This window comes from Kutzneria sp. NPDC051319 (assembly GCF_040682195.1).
Taxonomy (GTDB): domain Bacteria; phylum Actinomycetota; class Actinomycetes; order Mycobacteriales; family Pseudonocardiaceae; genus Kutzneria.
The window spans coordinates 8338-28962 of record NZ_JBFBAM010000025.1; the positions used below are offsets into that span (position 1 = coordinate 8338).

A 20625-nucleotide genomic window follows, 5' to 3' on the forward strand; every position below is an offset into this window, starting at 1 on the left:
GTCCGTGCTCCCGGTCAGTTGTCGCCGGCCGCGAGCGCGGCGGCCACGAGGTCGTCGATGTCCATGGTCTTGATCGCTTCGCTCTGGTCGTCGGAGGGCTCGACCTGTACTGAACCGGCTAGTTCAAGCAGCTGGGCCAGCAGGCCGGCCGCGCGCAGCTTGTCCACCGGGATGGCCGCAACCGCGCGGTGGATGTCGTCGTCGGACTGCGCGGCCGGGGCCTCGCCGATACTGGGCAACAGCTCCTCCAGCAGGAACTTGGCCAGCGCCACCGGGCTCGGGTAGTCGAACATCAGCGTCGCCGGCAGCCGCAGGTCGGTGGCCGCCTGCAAGCGGTTGCGCAGCTCGATCGCGGCCAGCGAGTCCAGGCCCAGCTCGGTGAAGCCCTTGGTGACGTCGATGGAGTACGGATCGTCGTGCCGGACCACGGCCACGTGCGTGCGGACCAGGTCGAGCAGCACCCGGTCGCGCTCGCTCTCGCTCAGGCCGGTCAGCCGCTGCTCCAGCGACGGACCGCCCTCGGGCTCGGCCGGCGCGTCAGCGGCCTTGGCCCGGGCCGCCTTCTTCGGCGCCGCCTTGACCGCGACGTCCTTGAGCAGCACCGGAACCTCGGACTCGGCCGGGGCCAGCACGATCGGCGCCAGCACCGCCTCGTCGACCGTCATGGCCTGGTCGAACAGCCGCAGGCCCTCCTCGGTCGGCAGGGTGACGATGCCCAGCCGGGCCATCCGCTCCAGGTCCTTGTCGGCCGCGCCGCCGCCGATCGCGCTGTCGGCCGCCCACGGGCCCCACCCGAGGGCGGTGGCCGGCAGGCCCGCAGCCCGCCGGTGGGTGGCCAGGCCGTCCAGGAACCGGTTGGCCGCCGCGTAGTTGCCCTGCCCGGCCCCGATCACCAGACCGGAGCACGAGGAGAACAGCACGAACTGGGCCAGCGACAGGTCCTTGGTCAGCTCGTGCAGGTGCCAGGCCGCGTCCACCTTGGGGCGCAACACGTTCTCCACCTGCTCGGGCGTCAGGCCGTCGATCAGCGCGTTGTCCATCACGCCGGCGGCGTGCAGGACACCGGTCAGCGGGTGCTTCTTGACGCCCTTGATCAGCTTGGCCAGCGCCTTGCGGTCCGCGACGTCACAGGCCGCGATCTTCACCGTCGCACCGAGGGCGGTCAGTTCCGTCTGGAGCTCGGCCGCGCCCGGTGTGTCGATGCCGCGCCGGCTGGTCAGCAACAGGTGCTTGATTCCCTTGTCCGCCACCAGGTGCCGGGCGAACGTGGCGCCGAGGCCGCTGGTGCCGCCGGTGATGAGAACCGTGCCGTCCGGGTCGAGCTCAGGCATGCCGGCCGGGCTCGGCGCGACACGGGCGAAGCGCGGCACCTTGACCCCGTTGCCCCGCAAGGCAACCTGCGGCTCGCCGGTGGCGATGACCGCCGGCAGCAGGTCGTCCGGGCCTTCGGAGTCGACGAGCACGATCCGGCCCGGGTTCTCCTCCTGCGCGGACCGGACCAGGCCCCAGATCGGCGCCTGCGCCAGGTCGATCTCCTCGTCACCGACGGAAACCGCGTTGCGGGTGACGACGATCAGCTTGGCGTCGGCGAAGCGGGAGTCGGCCAGCCAGGCCTTCAAGGTGTCCAGCACGCCGGTCACGACCGCCCGCACCTGCGCCGGGACGTCCTTGCCGGTCGCGACCACGGGCAGCACTGCCACCTCGGGTGTACTGGACAGTGCAGTTACCTCGGCAGCGCTGGTCACCGTCGCCCAGTTGCCGCGGGAAGCGGTGTGCAGGCTGCCCAGCGGGAGCTGGTTCCAGCCGATGCGGAAGACCGAATCCAGCTGGCCGGCCCCGGCGGCCGCCGCGTTGACCTTGTCGGCGGTGACCGCGCGGACGACCAGCGAGCGGATCGTCGCGACCGGCGTGCCCATCGGGTCGGACAGCTCCAGCCGCACCGCGTCCGAACCGCCCGTGTACACCACGCGACCGCGCAGCTTGTTCGCTCCGACGGAGTGGATGGTGACGCCGGTCCACGCGAACGGCAGCTGCGTGCCGCCGGCATCCTGCGGCTTGCGGCCCGACATGAAGTCGGTGGCGCTGAGCGCGGAGTCGAGCAGGCCCGGGTGCAGGAAGAACTCGGCCGCGTCGGCCTTGGCCTCCTCCGGCAGCGCGACCTCGACGAACGTCTCCTCGCCGCGCTGCCAGATCCCGCGCAGGCCCTGGAACATCGGGCCGTAGATGTAGCCCTGGCCGCTCAGGTAGTCGTAGACGCCGCTGATGTCGACCGCGTCGGCGCCGGCCGGCGGCCACTCGCGCAGGCCGACGTTGAACGCCTCCGGCGTGGGCGCCGGCTTGTTCTCCGCGGTCAGCACGCCGGAGGCGTGCCGGGTCCAGCCGGCGTCGCTGCCCTCGGTCCGGGAGTAGATGGCCAGCGAGCGGGCGCCGTGCTTGTCCTCGGGGCCGACAACCGTCTGCACGGCAAGGCCTTCGCCACGCGGCAGCGGCATCAGGGCCTCGATGGTCAGCTCCTCGACCGTGTCGCAGCCGACCTCCTCGCCGGCCCGGATGGCCAGCTCGACGTACGCGGTGCCGGGCAGGATGACCGTGCCGAGCACGTCGTGGTCGGCCAGCCAGGGGTGGGTGTCGACCGACAGGCGGGTGGTCAGGGTGACGCCGCCGGTCTCCGGCGACTGGACGACCGCGGCCGCCAGCGGGTGCTGGGCGTTGACCTGGCCCAGGCCGGCCGCGTCCTCCACGCTCGCCGCCTGCGCGTCGAGCCAGTAGCGGCGCTTCTGGAACGCGTAGGTCGGCAGGTCGACGCGGCGGCCGCCGGTGAAGAACGCCCGGCCGTCGAGGTCGAGGCCGACCGCCGCGAGCAGGGTGTGCACCTCGGGACGGTCCTTGCGCAGCGCTGCATGCAACTCCGCCTTGCCTGCACCGAAGACGTCGTCGTCACGGGTGAGGCAGCCCTGGGCCATGCCGGTCAGCACGCCGTCCGGACCGATCTCCAGGCACTTGGTGACCCCCTGGGCCTCCAGCGTGCGGACGGCGTCGCAGAAGCGGACCGCCGTGCGCACGTGGTTGACCCAGTACTCCGGCTCCGTCCACTGCCCGCCGCCGGCCGAGGTCGTGACCACCGGGATCGTCGACGTGCCGTAGGTGAGGCTTTCGGCGACCTTCCGGAACTCGTCGAGCATCGGCTCCATCAGCGGCGAGTGGAACGCGTGCGAGACCTTCAGCCGCGTGGTCTTGCGGCCCTTGGCCTCGAACTCCGCCTTGATCGCCAGCACGGCTTGCTCGTCACCCGAGACGACCACCGACCGCGGGCCGTTGACCGCCGCGATGCCCACCCCGTCGACCAGCGTGATCTCGTCCTCGGCGGCCTGGATCGCCACCATCGCCCCGCCGGCCGGCAGCGCCTGCATCAGCCGCCCACGGGCCGACACCAGCTTGGCCGCATCTTCGAGCGAGAGGACCCCGGCCACGTGGGCCGCCGCCAGCTCGCCGATGGAGTGGCCGGCCAGGAAGTCGGGCTTCAGGCCCCAAGACTGAACTAAACGGTACAGTGCAACTTCGAGGGTGAACAGCGCGGGCTGGGTGACGCCGGTCTGGTTGAGGGCGTCGACGTCGGTGCCCCAGACCGTGGACTGAACCGACGGGTCCAGGTGGGCCATGACCTCGTCCCAGGCCTTGGCGAAGGCCGGGTAGGCCTCGTACAGCTCCTTCCCCATGCCCAGCCGCTGTGAGCCCTGGCCGGTGAACAGGAACGCGGTCTGGCCGTCGTTCCTGTTCCCTCGCACCAGGTTCGGGGATTCCTCGCCGGTGGCCAGGGCGGTCAGGGCGCTCAGCGCCGACTCGCGGTCGTTGGCCAGCACGACGGCCCGGTGGTCGAACTGGGCCCGGGTGGTGGCCAGCGAGAAGCCGGTGTCGAAGAGGTCGACGCCGGAGGCCAGGAAGCCGCGCAGCTTCTCGGCCTGGTCGGGCAGGCCGGCGGCCGTGCGGGCCGACAGCACAAGGGGAATCATTGTGTTTGTCTGCCCCGCCTCCGGCGAGGCGGCGACGGCGCTCTGATCCGCCGTCTTCCCCTTGTCTGCTTCGACCGCGCGTAGGCCGTTGTTGTTTTCCCCGTGGGGCGCGGCCGAACCAGCCCGCGGGTCCAGACGACGGCGCGCCGCCGCACTCTCCGTTGCCGGGGCCTGCTCGATGATCACGTGGGCGTTGGTGCCGGAGAGGCCGAACGACGATACGGCGCCGCGGCGGGGGCCGGAGGCCTTCCACTCGCGGGCCTCGGTCAGCAGCTTCACGGCGCCGGCGGTCCAGTCGACCTGGGGCGACGGCTCGTCCACGTGCAGCGTCTTAGGCATGATTCCGTTGCGCACGGCCATGATCACCTTGATCAGGCCGCTGACGCCGGCCGCGGCCTGGGCGTGGCCGAGGTTGGACTTGACGGAGCCCAGCCACACCGGGTCGTCCTCGGTGCGCTCCTGGCCGTAGGTGGCGAGCAGGGCCTGGGCCTCGATCGGGTCGCCGAGCCGGGTGCCGGTGCCGTGGCCCTCGATCAGGTCCACGTCGGCCCCGGTCAGGCCGGAGACGGCCAGCGCCCGCTGGATGACCCGCTGCTGCGAGGGGCCGTTGGGCGCGGTCAGGCCGTTGGAGGCGCCGTCCTGGTTGATCGCCGAGCCGCGGATAACGGCCAGCACGTTATGCCCATTGCGCTTGGCGTCGGACAGCCGTTCCAGCAGCAGCATGCCGATGCCCTCGGACCAGCCGGTGCCGTCGGCCGCGCCGGCGAAGGCCTTGCAGCGTCCGTCCGAAGCAAGGCCGCGTTGCTGGCTGAACTCGACGAAGATCTCGGGCGTCGACATCACGGTCACGCCGCCGGCCAGGGCCATGTCGATCTCGCCGCTGCGCAGGGCCTGGCAGGCGGTGTGCACGGCGACCAGCGACGACGAGCAGGCGGTGTCGACTGTGACGGCCGGGCCCTCCAGGCCCAGGGTGTAGGCGACGCGGCCGGAGGCGATGGAGCCGGCGTTGCCGTTGCCGATGTAGCCGGCCAGGTCGTCGGGGATGTCCCGCAGCCAGGTGCCGTAGTCGTGGTACATCACGCCGGCGTAGACGCCGGTCTGGCTGCCGCGCATGGAGTTCGGGTCGATACCGGCCCGCTCGAACGCCTCCCACGACGACTGCAGCAGCAGCCGCTGCTGCGGGTCCATGGCCACCGCCTCGCGCGGCATGATGCCGAAGAACTCGGCGTCGAAGTCGGCCGCGTCGAGCAGGAAGGCGCCGTCCTTGGCGTAGGTGTGGCCGGGCTTGCCGGGCTCCGGGTCGTACAGGGCATCGATGGCCCAGCCGCGGTCGGTCGGGAACGGCGTGACCGCGTCCCGGCCCTCGGCGACCAGCTTCCACAGGTCTTCCGGCGAGGTGACGCCGCCGGGGAACCGGCAGCTGATGGCGACCACGGCGATCGGGTCGTCGGCGCGAACCTGAGTGGCGGCCTGCTTGGCGGCCGGCTCGGCGACGCCGCCGACCAGCGTGGCGACGAACTCCGCGACCCGGCGGGAGTTCGGGTAGTCGAACACCAGCGTGGCCGGCAGCTTCAGCCCGGTCGACGCGTTGAGCATGTTGCGCAGCTCGACGGCGGCCAGCGAGTCGAAGCCGAGCTCCTTGAACGCCTTGTCCGCCGGCACCGAGTCGACGCCGTCGTGACCGAGCACGGCGGCGACCTTGCCCCGCACCAGCTCCAGCAGCGCGCGGTCGAGGTCGGCCCCGGTGAGACCGGCGAACTGCGACTGCACGGCGGCCTGTCCCTGCGCGGCCCGGCGGGCCTGCACCCGCACGAATCCACGCAGCAGCGCCGGAATCTCCTCGCTGCGGGTGCGCAGCGCTTCGCGATCGATCTTCAGCGGGACGATCACCGCGTCGTCGGCGCCGAGAGCCTGGTCGAACAGCTCCAGCGCCTCTTCGGCCGCCAGGGCCGGGGTGCCGAGGCGGCGCATCCGGTCCAGGTCGGCGTCAACGAGCTCGCCGCCGAGACCAGTGTTGACCGCCCACATGCCGAACGCCAGGGCGTTGGCCGGCAGGCCTTGCGCACGTCGGTGGTGGGCCAGGGCGTCCAGGAAGACGTTGGCCGCCGCGTAGTTGGCCTGTCCCGCGGCGAGGACCATTCCACCGGCCGACGAGAACAGGACGAACTTGGTCAGCGGCAGGTCGCGAGTGAGCTCGTGCAGGTGCCAGGCCGCGTCCACCTTGGGGCGCAACACCTTGTCCACCCGCTCGGTGGTCAGCGTGTCGATCAGGCCGTTGTCGACCACCGCCGCCGCGTGCACGACGCCGGTCAGGTCGGGGATCTGACGCACGACATCGGCCAACGCGGCCCGATCCGTGACGTCACAGGCGAAGAAGCGGACGTCAGCGTCCAACGTCGATAGTGCCGCGGCCTCCGGGGCATCCGCGCCGCGACGGCTGAGCAGGGCCAGCTTTGTGACGCCACGGTTGGCCACCAGGTGCCGGGCGATGATCGCGCCAAGCCCGCTGGTGCCGCCGGTGATCAGGACCGTGCCCACGGTGTCCCAAGTGGACTCCGCACCAACCGCAGAGACCAGGCGCGGCACCAGGATCTCGCCGTTGCGGATGGCGACCTCGGGCTCGCCAAGCGTCGCCGCGGCGGACAGCACCTTGGTCGACGCCTCGGTGTTGTCGGTGTCGACCAGGACCAGCCGGCCCGGCTGCTCGGCCTGCGCCGCCCGGATCAGGCCCCACACGGCGGCCTGGCTCAGGTCGGCGATGTCTTCTCCCCCAACGGCAACCGCGCCGGAGGTGACAACCGCGGTGACCCCGGCGGTGCCGTCGGCCAGCAGCGACTGGATGTCGTTGAGGACCAGGCCGGCGACCTGTCGGACCGCTTCCGGAACCTCGCCACTGGCGTTGGGGCTGACGTAGTGCACGACGTGGAGGTCGGTGGGCTGGGCGGTGGCGGGCTTCCACTCGATGCGGTGCAGGCCGTCGGATCCCTTGGCGGCACTGAGCTGTTCGGCCGAAACCGGCCGGGAGACCAGGGATTCCACCGTCAGCACCGGCTGGCCGGTCTGATCGGCCATCCACATGGCCGAGACCTCGTCGCCACGCAGGCGCTGGATCCGCACTCGCAGCGAGGTCGCGCCGACCGCGTGCAGGGTGACGCCGTTCCAGGAGAACGGCAGCAGGGTCGCGCCCTCGCCGACGTCGTCGAGGAGGTCGGCGTGCATGGCCGAGTCCAGCAGGGCCGGGTGCAGGCCGTAACGCTCGCCCTCGCTGCCCTCGGGCAGGCTGACCTCGGCGAAGATCTCGTCGCCGCGCTTCCACGCGGCGGTCAGGCCCTGGAAGGTCGGGCCGTAGCCGTAACCGCGGTCGGTCAGGCGGCCGTAGGCGTTCTCGGTGTCGATCGGCGTCGCGCCGGCCGGCGGCCACTCCGTGAGATCGAAGGCGGCAGCCTTGGCCGGGGCCAGAGTGCCCATGGCGTGCCGTGTCCAGGCGGCGTCGCTGCCCTCGGGACGGGAGTGGATGCTGACCGTGCGGGCCCCCGAGGCGTCGGCGCCGCCGATGGTGACCTGGATGGCGTAGCCGCCGCGTGGCGGCAGGATCAGCGGGGCCTGGAGCGTCAACTCCTCCACGGACTCGCAGCCGACGTGCTGGCCGGCCTGCGCCGCCAGCTCGACGAAACCGGTGCCCGGCAGCAGGATCGAGCCCAGCACCTGGTGATCGGCCAGCCAGCCCAGGGATTCCGCGGCCAGCCGGCCGGTGACGACGATGCCGTCGCCGTCGGCCAGGGCGATGACCGCGCCGAGCATCGGATGCCCGGCGGCGACCTGGCCGACCGAGGAGACGTCGCCGGAGGTCGCGACGGGGTTGAGCCAGTAGCGCTGGTGCTGGAAGGCGTAGGTCGGGAGGCCGGTGCGACGGGCGTCGGTGCCGGCGAAGAACTTGGTCCAGTCCACGGTCAGGCCGTTGGCCCAGGCCTTGGCCAGGCCGGTGATCAGCTCGTTCTCCTGGCCACGGCCGCGACGCTGGGTCGCGATTACCGCGGCCTCGTCGACGCTGTCTTTCGCGTTCTCCACGCAGTGGGCGGCCATGCCGGTGAGCACCGCGTCGGGACCGATCTCGACGAAGCGGGTGACGCCCTGCGCCGACAGCGTTTTCACGTTGTCGTAGAAGCGAACCGCGTCGCGAACGTGGTTGACCCAGTACTCCGGCGAGGTCCAGTCGCTGCCGGCGTTGGGAATACGCGGTGGGTTGAAAGCGAGACCGGAGACGATGCCGCGGAACTCGTCGAGCATGGGCTCCATCAGCGGTGAGTGGAACGCGTGCGAGACGTTGAGGCGGGACGTCTTCCGCCCCTTGGCCTCGAATTCGGCCTTGATGGCCAGGCAGGCCACTTCGTCGCCGGAGATGACCACCGACTGTGGGCCGTTGACCGCCGCGATGCCGACGCCGTCGACCAGGGTGATCTCGTCCTCGGTGGCCTGGACAGCCACCATCGCGCCACCGGCCGGCAACGCCTGCATCAACCGGCCACGGGCGCTGACCAGCTTCTTCGCGTCGTCCAGGGAAAGCACGCCGGCGACGTGGGCCGCGGCGATCTCGCCGATGGAGTGGCCGGCGACGAAGTTGGGCGTGACGCCCCAGGACTCGATGAGCCGGTACAGCGCGACCTCGAAGGCGAACAGGGCGGGTTGGGTGGTGCCGGTCTGGTTGAGGGCATCCTGGGTGTCGCCCCAGGCCACGGCCTGCACTTCGGGGGTGATCGCCGCGTCCCAGGCCTGCGCGAACACCGGGAAGCGGTCGTGCAGCTCGCGGCCCATGCCGAGTTGCTGCGCGCCCTGGCCGGTGAACAGGAACGCCGTGAGGCCGTCGTTGGCGACATCGGTGATCTTGCCGGCGGTCAGATCGGCCAGCGCCGACTCGCGGTCGGCCGCGACGGCGGCGACGCGGTGCTCCAACGCCGCACGGGTAGTGGCCAGCGAGAACGCGATGTCAACGGCCTCACCGTCTACAGCGGACAGCTTGAGTGCCTGAGCGGCGGCGGCCTCGGCGGTCTGGCCGGAGACCAGCCACGGGACGATCCGCGGCTCGACAGTGCGCTCCGCGGCCTCGACAGCCGGGGCCTGCTCGATGATCACGTGGGCGTTGGTGCCGCTGATGCCGAAAGACGAGACACCGGCCCGGCGCGGGCGGTTGACCGTCGGCCACGGCTGCTCCGACGACAGCAGTCGAACCGCGCCCTCGGCCCAGTCGACCTTGCTGGACGGCTCGTCCACGTGCAGCGTCTTGGGCAGCACGCCGTGGCGCATGGCCATGACCATCTTGATGATGCCGGCGACGCCGGCGGCGGCCTGGGTGTGGCCCATGTTGGACTTGATCGACCCCAGCCACAGCGGCTCGGACCGGTCCTGGCCGTAGGTCGCGAGCAGGGCCTGGGCCTCGATCGGGTCGCCCAACATGGTGCCGGTGCCGTGGCCCTCGACAACGTCCACATCGGACGTCGTCAGGCCGCCGGAGGCCAGCGCCTGGTGGATGACCCGCTGCTGCGAAGGCCCGTTGGGGGCGGTCAGGCCGTTGGAGGCGCCGTCCTGGTTGATCGCGGAACCCCGCACCACGGCAAGAACGTCGTGGCCGTTGCGAACCGCGTCGGAGAGCCGCTCGACCAGCAGCAGGCCCACGCCCTCGCCCCAGCCCGTGCCGTCGGCGGCCGAGGCGAAGGACTTGCAGCGGCCGTCGGAGGCCATGCCACGCTGGCGGCTGAAGTCGACAAAGGTGTCCGGAGTGGACATGACCGTGACGCCACCGGCCAGGGCCAGCGAGCACTCGCCGGCCCGCAGGGCCTGGATCGCCCAGTGCAGCGCGACCAGCGAAGACGAGCACGCGGTGTCCACAGTGACCGCAGGGCCCTCAAGGCCGAGCACGTAAGCGATACGGCCGGAGACCACGCTGGCCAGGCTGCCGTTGCCGAGGTAGCCGGCGACGTCCTCCGACACTTCGCCCGGGCGGGTGCCCCAGTCGTGGTACATCACGCCGGCGAACACGCCGGTGTCGCTGCCCCGCAACGAGACCGGGTCGATGCCGGCCCGTTCCAAGGTCTCCCAGGCGGTTTCCAGCAGCAGCCGCTGCTGGGGGTCCATCGCGGACGCCTCACGCGGGCTGATGCCGAAGAAGGCCGGGTCGAACTCGGCGGCCTCGTGCAGGAAGCCGCCCTCGCGGGAGTAGCTCTTGCCGGGCTTGCCGGGCTCGGGGTCGTAGAGGCCGTCGATGTCCCAGCCGCGGTCGGTCGGGAAGGAGCTGACGACGTCCTGCCCCTCGGCCACTACCCGCCACAGGTCCTCGGGCGAGGAAACCCCGCCGGGGTAACGGCAGGCGATGCCGACGATGGCGATCGGCTCGTCGGTCGAGGCCACCACCGTCGGGGCCTTGGCCACGACCTTGTCGGCCACGCTGAGGATCTTGTCGCCAATCAGCCTGGCCAGCGCGGCCGAGGTCGGGTAGTCGAAGGTCAGGGTGGCCGGCAGGCGCAGGCCGAACGTGGAGTTCAACCTGTTGCGCAGCTCCACCGCGGCCAGCGAGTCGAAGCCCAACTCGGTGAACGCCCGCTTGGGGTCGATCGCCTCGGCGCCGTCATGCCCGAGCACGTCGGCGACCTGCTTGCGCACCAGGTCCAACAGCACCCGGTCACGCTCCACATCGGACAACTCCGCCAGCCGGTGGGCCAGCGTCTGCTCGACGGAGACCGGTCCGGAGGCGGTCGGCCGCTGCGTGCGGACCAGCCCGCGCAGCAAGGCCGGCACACCGTCCGAACGTGACTGAAGCGCGCGGGCGTCGACCCGCACCGGCACGGCGTTGGCCAGGTCGGCGGCGACGGCGGCGTCGAACAGGGCCAGGCTTTCCTCGGCGTTCAAGGGATCCAGGCCGAGGCGACGAATGCGCTGAATGGCCAGCTCGTCGAGCTGCTCCCCCATGCCCGCGCCGACCGCCCACAGGCCCCAGGCCAGCGCGGAGGCCGGCAGGCCGAGGGCGTGCCGGTACCGGGCCAGCGCGTCGAGGAAGACGTTGGCGGCGGCATAGTTGCCCTGGCCGGAGCCGTCGACCAAGCCGGCCGACGAGGAGAACAGCACAAAGGCCTTGAGGTCCAGGTCCTTGGTGAGCTCGTGCAGGTGCCAGGCGGCCTCGGCCTTGGGCCGCAGCGTGGTGTCGATACGCTGGGAGGTCAGGGTTTCGACCAGGCCGTCGTCGATCACGCCGGCCGCGTGCACCACACCGGTCAGGTTGGCGATGCCCTCGATCACGGTCGCCAGGGCGTCCCGGTCGGCGACGTCGACCGCCGCGATGCCAACGGTGGCACCGAGTTCGGTCAGCTCGGCCGACAACTCCGCGGCACCGGGGGCGTCCGCGCCGCGGCGGCTGGTCAGGACCAGGTTGCGCACACCGTGATTGGCCACGAGGTGCTTGGCGACGATGCCGCCCAGGCCGCCGGTGCCGCCGGTGATCAGCACCGTGCCGTCGGCGGTCCACGGGCCTTCCGCTGCGGCGACGGAGATCTTGGCCAGGCGCGGCACCAGCATCTCGCCGCCGTGCAGGGCCAGTTCCGGCTCGCCGGAGGCCAGCGCGGCCGGCAGCAGCTCGGCGGAGTTCTCGTCCACGTCCACGAGCACGATCCGACCCGGGTTCTCCACCTGCGCCGACCGCAACAGGCCCCACAGCGGGGCGCAGCTCAACGCCGCCGGGTCGGCAGAGCCGACGACCGCGCCTTGCGTCACGACGACCAGGCGGGAGGTGGTGAAACGCTCGTCGGACAGCCACTCCTGCATCAGCTCCAGCGCCCGGTACGTGGTGCGGCGCACCGCGTTGGGCACATCGCCGTTGCAGCAGGCGAACGGGGCCAGCACGACCTCGCTCGGCAGCGCCCCGTAGTCCAGGGTCTCGCGGTGGGCCTGAAGGTCGGCATGCACGGTGATGCCGCTGCCGAGAGCGTCGGCGAGACCAATGTAGTCCGCGCCGACGACCGCCCAGCCCTTGACCGACGGGACCTGCGCGACCGGGGCGATGGCCTCCCAGCGCACCTGGAACAGGGCCTCGCCGCCACGGCCGGCAGCGCGCAGCTGCTCCGCCGAGACGGCCCGCACGACAAAGGATTCGACCGTGGCGACGGGGGCGCCGGTCGAGTCGGCGATGTCCATGGCGACGGCCTCACGGCCGGTGGACTTGATGCGCACCCGCAGGGCCGAGGCGCCGGTGGAGTGCACGGAGACGCCGCTCCACGCGAACGGCAGGCGGATGTCGTCGCCGACCGGCTCGTCGGAGGCGAAGTCGGTGGCGTGCAGGACGGCGTCCAGCAGCGCCGGGTGCAGCGCGAACGCGCCGGCCTTCTCCTGCTCCGGCAGCGCGACCTCGGCGAACACCTCGGAACCGGTGCGCCACACGGCACGCAGGCCCCGGAACACCGGCCCGTAGCCGTATCCCTGGTCGGCCATGTCGGCGTACAGCGAGGAGATGTCGATCTTCGAAGCACCCGCAGGCGGCCATGTATCCAACGCGACCGGTTCAGATGCGTTGCCACGCCCCAGGACACCGGCGGCATGCCGGACCCAGGACTCGTCGGCCTCGCCGCGGGAGTAGAACTCCACGGTCCGACGGCCCTGGTCCTCGGCCCCGACCACGATCTGTAGCGCCACGCCGCCGGTCTCCGGTAGCGCCAGCGGGCTCTCCAGGGTCAGGTCCTCGACGACGTCGAGCCCCACCTGGTCGCCGGCCCGAACGGCCAGCTCGACAAAAGCCGTGCCGGGGAACAGAACCACGCCGGACATCACGTGGTCGGCCAGCCACGGGTGCGAACGCAGCGACACCCGGCCGGTCAGCACCACTCCGTCGCCGCCGGCCAGGCCGACCACGGCCCCGAGCAGCGGGTGATCGGCGGCGACCTGGCCGAAGCCGGTCGCGTCGCCGGAGCCGATGGCCGCGGACATCCAGTAGCGGCGCCGCTGGAAGGCGTAGGTGGGCAGCTCGACCGTTGCCGCGCCGGCAAAGTAGGCTGCCCAGTTGACCTTGGCTCCACGGGACCAGGCCGTGCCCAGGGCGGTCAGCAGCTCGCGGACCTCGTCCCGGTCACGGCGGAGCGCGGCGGCGAACACGACATCGCCGTCGACGCTTTCCTTTCCCATGGCCGAAAGAACCGGGTCCGGGCCGAGCTCGATGAGCGTCGTCACGCCCTCGTCGACCAGGGTCGTGATGCCGTCGGCGAAACGCACGGCCTCCCGCACGTGCCGGACCCAGTAGTCGGGCGAGCACAGGTCGGCCGAGCCGGCGACGCCGCCGGTCACGTTGGACACGACGGGAATCTGCGGCGGCCGGAAGTCGAGCACGCTGGCGATGAGCCGGAACTCCTCCAGCATCGGCTCCATCAGCGCCGAGTGGAACGCGTGCGAAGTGCGCAGCCGCTTGGACTTCTCGAACTTCCCGGCGACGGCGAGCACCTGCTCCTCGACGCCGGACAGGACGATCGACCGCGGGCCGTTGATGGCCGCGATGCTCACACCCTCGTAACCCTCGAGCGCGGCACGGACATCGCCCTCGCTGGCCCGCACCGACACCATCGCGCCGACACGCGGCAGCTCCTGCATCAGGCGGCCGCGCGCGGCGACCAGGGTGGCGGCGTCCTCCAGCGACAGCACGCCGGCGACGTGCGCGGCGACCAGCTCGCCGATGGAGTGGCCGGCGACCAGGTCCGGGGTGACGCCCCAGGACTCCAGCAGCCGGAACAGCGCCGTCTCGACCGCGAACAGCGCGGCCTGTGTGTAAGCGGTTTCCCCCAGCAGCTCCTCGTCGTCGCCGAACAGGACTTCGCTCAGGGGACGGTCCAGCTGCACGTCGAGGTGGGCGATGGCGTCTTCCAACGCCTCGGCGAAGACTGGGTATTTGCCAGAGAGTTCCCGCCCCATGGCGAGACGCTGCGAACCCTGCCCGGTGAACAGGAAGGCCAGCCGGCCGTCGACCGTGCTGGTCGCGGCGTCGCCGGAGGCGATGCTGGCCAGACCACGCAGCAGCTCGTCGCGGTCGCCGGCGATGACCACGGCGCGGTGCTCCAGCGCGGCCCGGGTCGTGGCCAGGGAGTTGGCCAGATCCACCAGCGGCGCATCCATAGTGGACAGCTGGGCGGCCTGGGCCTTTAGGGCGTCGGCACTGCGGGCGGAGACGACAAAAGGAGAGAGCGAGTCCGGGGTCGGCTGTGCGGACTCGACATCTCCAGTGGGGGCCTGCTCAAGAATGAGGTGGGCGTTGGTGCCGCTGACGCCGAAGGACGAGATGCCCGCTCGGCGAACCTCGCTGTCCCAGGGGACTTCGGAGGTCAGCAGCGTGACGGCCCCGGACGCCCAGTCGACGTGCGGCGAAGGCGCGTCGATGTGCAGGGTCTTGGGTAGCACCCCGTGCCGCATGGCCGTGACCATCTTGATCACGCCGGCCACACCGGCGGCCGCCTGCGTGTGCCCGATGTTGGACTTCAACGACCCCAACCACATCGGGCGTTCGCGATGGCGGCCGTACACGGCCTGCAACGCGTTGGCCTCGATCGGGTCGCCGAGGGTGGTGCCGGTGCCGTGGGCCTCGACCGCGTCCACGTCCGCGGCCGTCAGGCCGGCGTTGGCCAACGCCTGGCGGATGACCTTCTGCTGGGCTAGGCCGTTCGGCGCGGTGATGCCGTTGGACGCGCCGTCCTGGTTGATCGCGGAACCGCGGATCACGGCCAGCACCTTGTGCCCGTTGCGCTGCGCCTCGGACAGCCGCTCCAACACGAGAATGCCGACGCCCTCGGCAAAACCGGTGCCGTCGGCCGCCGCCGCGAAGGCCTTCACTACACCGTCGGCGGCCAGGCCGCGCTGGCGGGCGAAGGCGGTGAAGGTGCCCGGGCTGCCCATGATCGCGACGCCGCCGGCCAGGGCCAGCGTGCACTCGCCCAGACGCAGCGACTGCACCGCCAGGTGCAGCGCCACCAGCGAGCCGGAGCACGCGGTGTCAACCGTCAGAGTGGGGCCTTCCAGCCCCAGGGTGTAGGCCACGCGCCCGGAGACCACGCTGGGGGCGTTGCCGGTCAACAGATATCCGTCGAAGCCGTCGGGCGCCTCGTGCAGGCGCACGCCGTACTCCTGCGGCTCGGCGCCGACGAACACGCCGGATCGGCTGCCCCGCAACGAGTGCGGGTCGATGCCGGCGCGTTCGAGGGCCTGCCAGGAGGTTTCCAGCACCAGCCGCTGCTGCGGGTCCATCGCGGACGCCTCACGCGGGCTGATGCCGAAGAAGTCGGCGTCGAAGTCGCCGGCGTCGGGCAGGAAGCCGCCGTGCCGCACGTACGTCGTGCCGGGGTTGTCGGGATTGGGGTCGTACAGGCGATCCAGGTCCCAGCCGCGATCGGTCGGGAACTCGTCGCTGACGTGACGCCCCTCGGAAACCAGCTGCCACAGCGCATCCGGGGAGTCCACGCCGCCCGGCAGGCGGATGCCGATGCCGACGATGGCGATCGGCTCGTCATCCGCGGAAGCGGAGGCAACCGTCTCCGGCGCCTCCGCCTCCAGGCCGAGCAGTTCCGCCCGCAGATGGGCGGCCAGCAGATTCGGTGTCGGGTAGTCGAAACCGACGGTGGGCGGCAGGGACAGACCCGTCTCGGCCCCGAGCCGCGTGTGCAGCTCGACCAGACCGAGCGAGTCCAGACCCAGGTCGCGGAAGGCCTCGTCGGGTCCGATCCGGACGGTCGTCTCCGGCCGGATCCGCCGCAGCACGGCGAGTGTGTGCTCGCTCACCAGACCCACCAGGATCCGGACCTGCTCGGCGGGTGGAACCGCGCCCAGCCGACTCGCGAGCGCCCCACCCGCGTCAGGAACGAAGTTTCCGGACTCGCTCATTCGCCCACTCTCCACACCGCTGCCCTCGACGACGCCTAGACGCCGACCTCGACCCGCGTCGACGGCTCCTCGTCATATTTGCGTCGAACGTATGACAAGTCGTCCAGCAAACCGCTAGAAGTGATGCGGCGGGACCGCGTCCTGGGCACCAGGTGCCCCAACGGCAGTGACCCGACCTCACCCCACCGCAGCCAGCCATCGGCGTCGATGTAGCTGCGGCTCCTCCCAGCATTGTCGGGGTGCAGGCAGTAGGGAACATCCAGATATCCCTGCTTGAAAGCCAGCAGCAGGGCCTGTCCGAGGTCGCTGTGCAGGTTCAACACCGCCATGACGAGCGCCCGGGCCTCCTGGTACGTCTGGGAATCCGCCAGTTCTCGCGAACGGCCGACCTCCGGACGAAAGACCCGCGTGCTGTTGTGCGCGTGCTCCAGCGCCTGCACGTTCTCCGCGATTGTCGGGATGCGCCGCGACTCCGCGACGGTCTTGACGATCACCCTCTCCGCCCCGGTGGCCACGGCCAGCTGGGCCGCCGAGCCCAGCAGGCTCTCGCACCCGTGGTCGGTGGTCGGGTACATGCCCATGTACGTGTAGATCACGACGTGCCAGTTGTCGGTGGGCAGCAGCTCGGCGCACAGGGCCCGAAGTGCCTGCACCGCCTCGATGTCCTGGTCCAGGTTGGTCTGCTGGGCGTAGCTCACCGACACGCTGCGCAGCCCGTGGTCGGCGAAGAACAGGGCCTCCAGCACGCTGATCGCCACCAGCATGCTCGGCGGGCACAGCTGGCCCATCATGCAGCCGCCGAAGGTCTCCAGGTGCGGCTCTATGCCGCGGCTCTGCAACTGGGTGAACATCTCGCAGCACTGCGACCAGTTGCGCACCGAGTCCTGCAGCGGAACCCGGCCGTAGGGCAGGCAGTAGGAGACCGGGCCGCCCTCGGTGGCGTTGAGGTTCAGCGCCACCATGGAGGCGAAGATGTTGAGCGGGGTGGCCGATCCGTGCCGGACCTGCACCGGGAACTCGTCGTCGCGGATGCCGTCCAGCACCCACCGCGTGGTCTCGACCGGGTGGTTGACGATGGGATATCCGTTGAGGGCCAAGCCCTCGCGGAGCGCGGTGTCCGCGGCCTCGTGGTCGCCGACGCGGGTGTAGCTGTCCAGGGTGAGCGTGCCGACGGTGTGGGCGTCGGCCTTCTTGGTGGCGATGAGCCCCTCTCGCATGCGGTTCGGGTCGCTGAACCCCATCCTCGGCTGGGCCACGATCGAGCCGCGGCCGCCCCGGCTGCGGACGAACTCCCCGAAGTCGACGGGGTTCTCGTCCGCGCTGGGCCGAGTGGGGAAGCAGGCGCTCACACCGACACCTTGGTCCGGGCCGCTAGCGGTGTCGCCGCCGACGGCAGTCCAGCCATGAAGTCGTAGAAGCTCAGCACGGTGCGGGCGCCGTCCTCGAAGACGGCGTCGAAGCCGGCCGAGACCAGACGGTCCGACGCGCCCTCGTCCAGGGAGCCGGCGATGCCGAGCTTGCCGCCGATCACCACGGGGGTGGCCACGAGCTCGGAGCTGGCGCGGACCTCGTCGATCAGACGCAGGCCGTCCTGGTAGCCGTGGCCGTTGACGCTGGAGATGACGACCAGCGCCGGCTTGTGCTGCTCGCACTCGGCCACCAGCAGCTCGGCCGGCACGCACGGGCCCAGGTTGACCACGTCGTAGCCGAGCTCCTCGATCATCAGCTGGAGGAACACCAGGTTCCACGTGTGGGCGTCGGAGGCGACACCGCTGACCACGACCGTGCCCCGGCCGGAGGTGGAAGTGGTGTTGCTGTCTTCGAAGATCTGCGCGCTCATCGGGCCACCGCCTGGTTGGAGTACGTGCGGCTGTGGTCCAGCCGGGAAACGGACACGATCTCGTCGCCGCGCACCACGACCTCGGTGGGCGAGGGGCGGCCGAGGAACATCAGCAGGCTCGCGGTCGGGCCGTAGGCGCCGACGTTGGGAATGGTGATCACGTCGCCGGCCTTGAGGTCCGGCACCTTGACGGCGCGGCCGAAGGTGTCGCCGGGCGTGCACAGCGGCCCGACCAGGCTGACCGTCTCGACGGTCTCCTCGTCGTCGGTGGCCACCTGCACCGGCATCAGCCGGCCCAGCCCGGACATGCCGCCGAAGGTGTTGATGCCGGCGTCCAGGATGACGAACTTCTTGCCCCGGCTGACCTTCACGTTGCTCACGCCGGCCAGCAGCGTGCCGCTGGCGCCGATCAGGTAGCGGCCGGACTCGCAGGCCAGCTGCGGCGCTCCCTCGCGCCAGCTGGGGAAGTGCGTGTCCAGCGCGATCTCCAGCTCCTGGCGCAGCTTCGGGTACGTGGCCCGGATGCCGGGAACGCCGTAGGGGACGGAGAATCCGCCGCCGATGTCCAGGTAGCGCAGCGGCAGGTCGAGCTGCTCGGCCAGGGCCGCCGCGCCGGCGATGGTGTTCTGGAACTCGCCGATCAGCGCGTCTTCGTCGGTGGTGTTGGACAGGGGGAACAGGTGCATGCCCGCGATGGTCACCCCGTCCACGCGGCGCAGCTGCGGCATGACCTCGGGAAGGTGCTCGGCGTCGAAACCGAACTGCGAGGGGGTGCCGGTCATCCGGATGCCGCTGCCGGCGCTGGCCGTGGCCAGGTTGACGCGCAGCAGGCACTCGGCGGTGATGCCCAGTTCCACGGCGACCTGGCCGACGTGCTGCACATCGGTGACGGAGTCGGTGGAGAACATCCGCACGCCGAGGCTCATCGCCTCGCGCAGCTCGCCGAAGGTCTTGCCGGGGCCGGTGTACATGCAGTCGCTGCCGGCGAACCCGGCGGCCAGGGCGTTGGCCAGCTCCCCGGTGGAGCTGATCTCGGCCCGGCACCTGCGGCCGTCGCCGGACCGCAGGGCCCGCAGCAGATCGGGATGGGGGTTGGCCTTCAGGGCATAGAACAGCTCGAAGGGCTCGGGCAGCTGGTCGAACAGCTGCTCGCGGGCGGCCAGGACCTCCTCGACGTCGTAGACGTACAGCGGGGTGCCGTGCTCGGCGGCCAGCTTCTCGTAGCGGCTCATTTCGCGCTCCCTTCCAGCAGGCTCAGGAGCGCGGCCCGCGAGTTCTTGCCGTGCAGGGTCAGCGGGAACTCCTCGAGCACCCGGCAGATCGACGGGATCTTCTGCGCCTCCAGGCGCCGGGACAGCTCGCGCAGCACGATCGCCGGCTGGAGATCGGCCTCCACGAACAGGGCCAGGTCGTGGTCCTGGCTCGGCGGCAGCGCGGCCGCCGCCCGCACGCCCGGGACGTCCATGGCCGCCGCCTCGATCTCCAGCGTGCTCATGCGGATTCCCTTGCGCTTGAACATGTCGTCGCGCCGGCCCTCGAAGTACAGGTAGCCGTCGGCGTCGACGGAGCCGTAGTCCCCGGTGTGCAGCCGGGTGCGGCCGGTGCGCGGGTCGAGGCGGAACGCCTTGGCGGTGACCTCGGGGTTGCGCCAGTAGCCGGGCATCACGTGCGGCCCGTCGGCGACGATCTCGCCGACCGTGCCCGCCGGCACCTCGTCACCGTTCTCGTCGACGATGGCGACCCGCGTGCCGGGCAACGGAATGCCCGACGAGCCGGGGCGCTCGGTGTCCTCGTCCGGCGGCATGACCGTGATGCGCTTGCACTCGGTCTGCCCGAACTGCCGGACCACCTTGACCCCGGGGAAGTTCTCCCGCAGGCCGTCGATGGTGGCCTCCGGCAGGGCCGCGCCGGTGTTGGTGAACATGCGCACCGGCGGCGGAGTCTCCTTGTCCCGCGAGGCGAGCGACACGATCATCGAGGCCAGCGACGGCACGATCGGCACGACGGTCGCGCCGGTCTCCCTCATGCGCCGCAGCAGGCCCAGATCGGACTCCTCGCCGGCCAGCACGATCTCGCATTGGACGGCCGCGGTCATCAGGACCTTGTACAGGCCGTAGTCCCAGGACAGCGGGAACCGGCAGAACACGACGTCGTCCTGGCGGTACTCCAGCGCCTGCACCAGGGCGCGGGTCGCGAACACGACCTGCGAGTGCGGGCACATCACCGCCTTCGGGGCCGAGGTGCTGCCGGAGGTGTAGATGAGCACGGCCAGGTCGGTCGGCCGCACGTCGTGCACGAATGGCGTGGCGTCCTGCTCCTGGACGTCGGGCCAGACGGCGTCGAAGTCGTGCACCGGGATGGTCGCCGCGACCTCCCGGATGGCCTCGACCGCGTTGCCCTTGCCGATGACCAGCCGCGGCTGCGAGTTCTCGAACACCGAGGACATCAGGAACGGCTTCATGGCGGGGTTCAGCGGCACGAGGACCACGCCGGCGCGCACCGCGCCGTGCAGCATCGCGACCAGCTCCCGGGTGCTGGGCAGCTGGACCGCGACGCGGTCGCCGTGGTTGACACCGTGCAGGCGCAGCCAGTGCGCGAACCGGTGGCTGTGCTCGGCCAGCTGGCGGTAGGTCCAGTGGCCCTGCGAGTCGCGGACGGCGACGCTGTCCGCGTTTTCGATAAGGGCGCCGTCGAGCAGCGAGTGAATCAGTTCACCCGGTGCGTGGTGCGCCGCGCTGACATTGACGACTGGAGTGGCTGTGGCATCCATGGTCGCTCTCCGTACGCTCGGAAAAGAACGACGAGTGATTCACCTCGCTGCCGGGTAATACCCGACCTGGTGCGAACTAAATCTCCTCACCACCCAAGAGTAAGATTTGTACA

5 protein-coding genes are annotated in these 20625 nt (G+C 71.1%); all 5 read right to left on the reverse strand.

Features of this window, described 5'->3' with window-relative positions:
- Positions 1–14: 14 nt before the first annotated feature.
- From AB0M73_RS24435 to AB0M73_RS24455, 5 genes are read right to left on the reverse strand one after another with little or no spacing between them, the layout of a single operon-like run.
- Positions 15–15902, reverse strand: a complete 15888-nt coding sequence (locus AB0M73_RS24435; RefSeq protein ID WP_363894380.1) for a type I polyketide synthase — start codon at positions 15900–15902, stop codon at positions 15–17.
- A gap of 35 nt (positions 15903–15937) precedes the next feature.
- Positions 15938–17251, reverse strand: a complete 1314-nt coding sequence (locus tag AB0M73_RS24440; RefSeq protein WP_363894383.1) for a methylaspartate mutase — start codon at positions 17249–17251, stop codon at positions 15938–15940.
- The gene (locus AB0M73_RS24445) at positions 17248–17742 is read right to left on the reverse strand and encodes a cobalamin-dependent protein (RefSeq protein WP_043724441.1); all 495 of its coding nucleotides are present in this window, start codon (positions 17740–17742) and stop codon (positions 17248–17250) included. Before AB0M73_RS24445 ends, AB0M73_RS24440 begins: the two co-directional genes overlap by 4 nt.
- Complete coding sequence (locus AB0M73_RS24450; RefSeq protein WP_363894387.1) at positions 17739–18974, reverse strand: type III PLP-dependent enzyme; 1236 nt, start codon at positions 18972–18974, stop codon at positions 17739–17741. The genes AB0M73_RS24445 and AB0M73_RS24450 overlap by 4 nt, the downstream gene beginning before the upstream one ends.
- On the reverse strand, positions 18971–20512 hold the full coding sequence (locus AB0M73_RS24455) for an AMP-binding protein (protein ID WP_363894390.1): 1542 nt from the start codon (positions 20510–20512) through the stop codon (positions 18971–18973). The genes AB0M73_RS24450 and AB0M73_RS24455 overlap by 4 nt, the downstream gene beginning before the upstream one ends.
- Between the last annotated feature and the right edge of the window lie 113 nt (positions 20513–20625).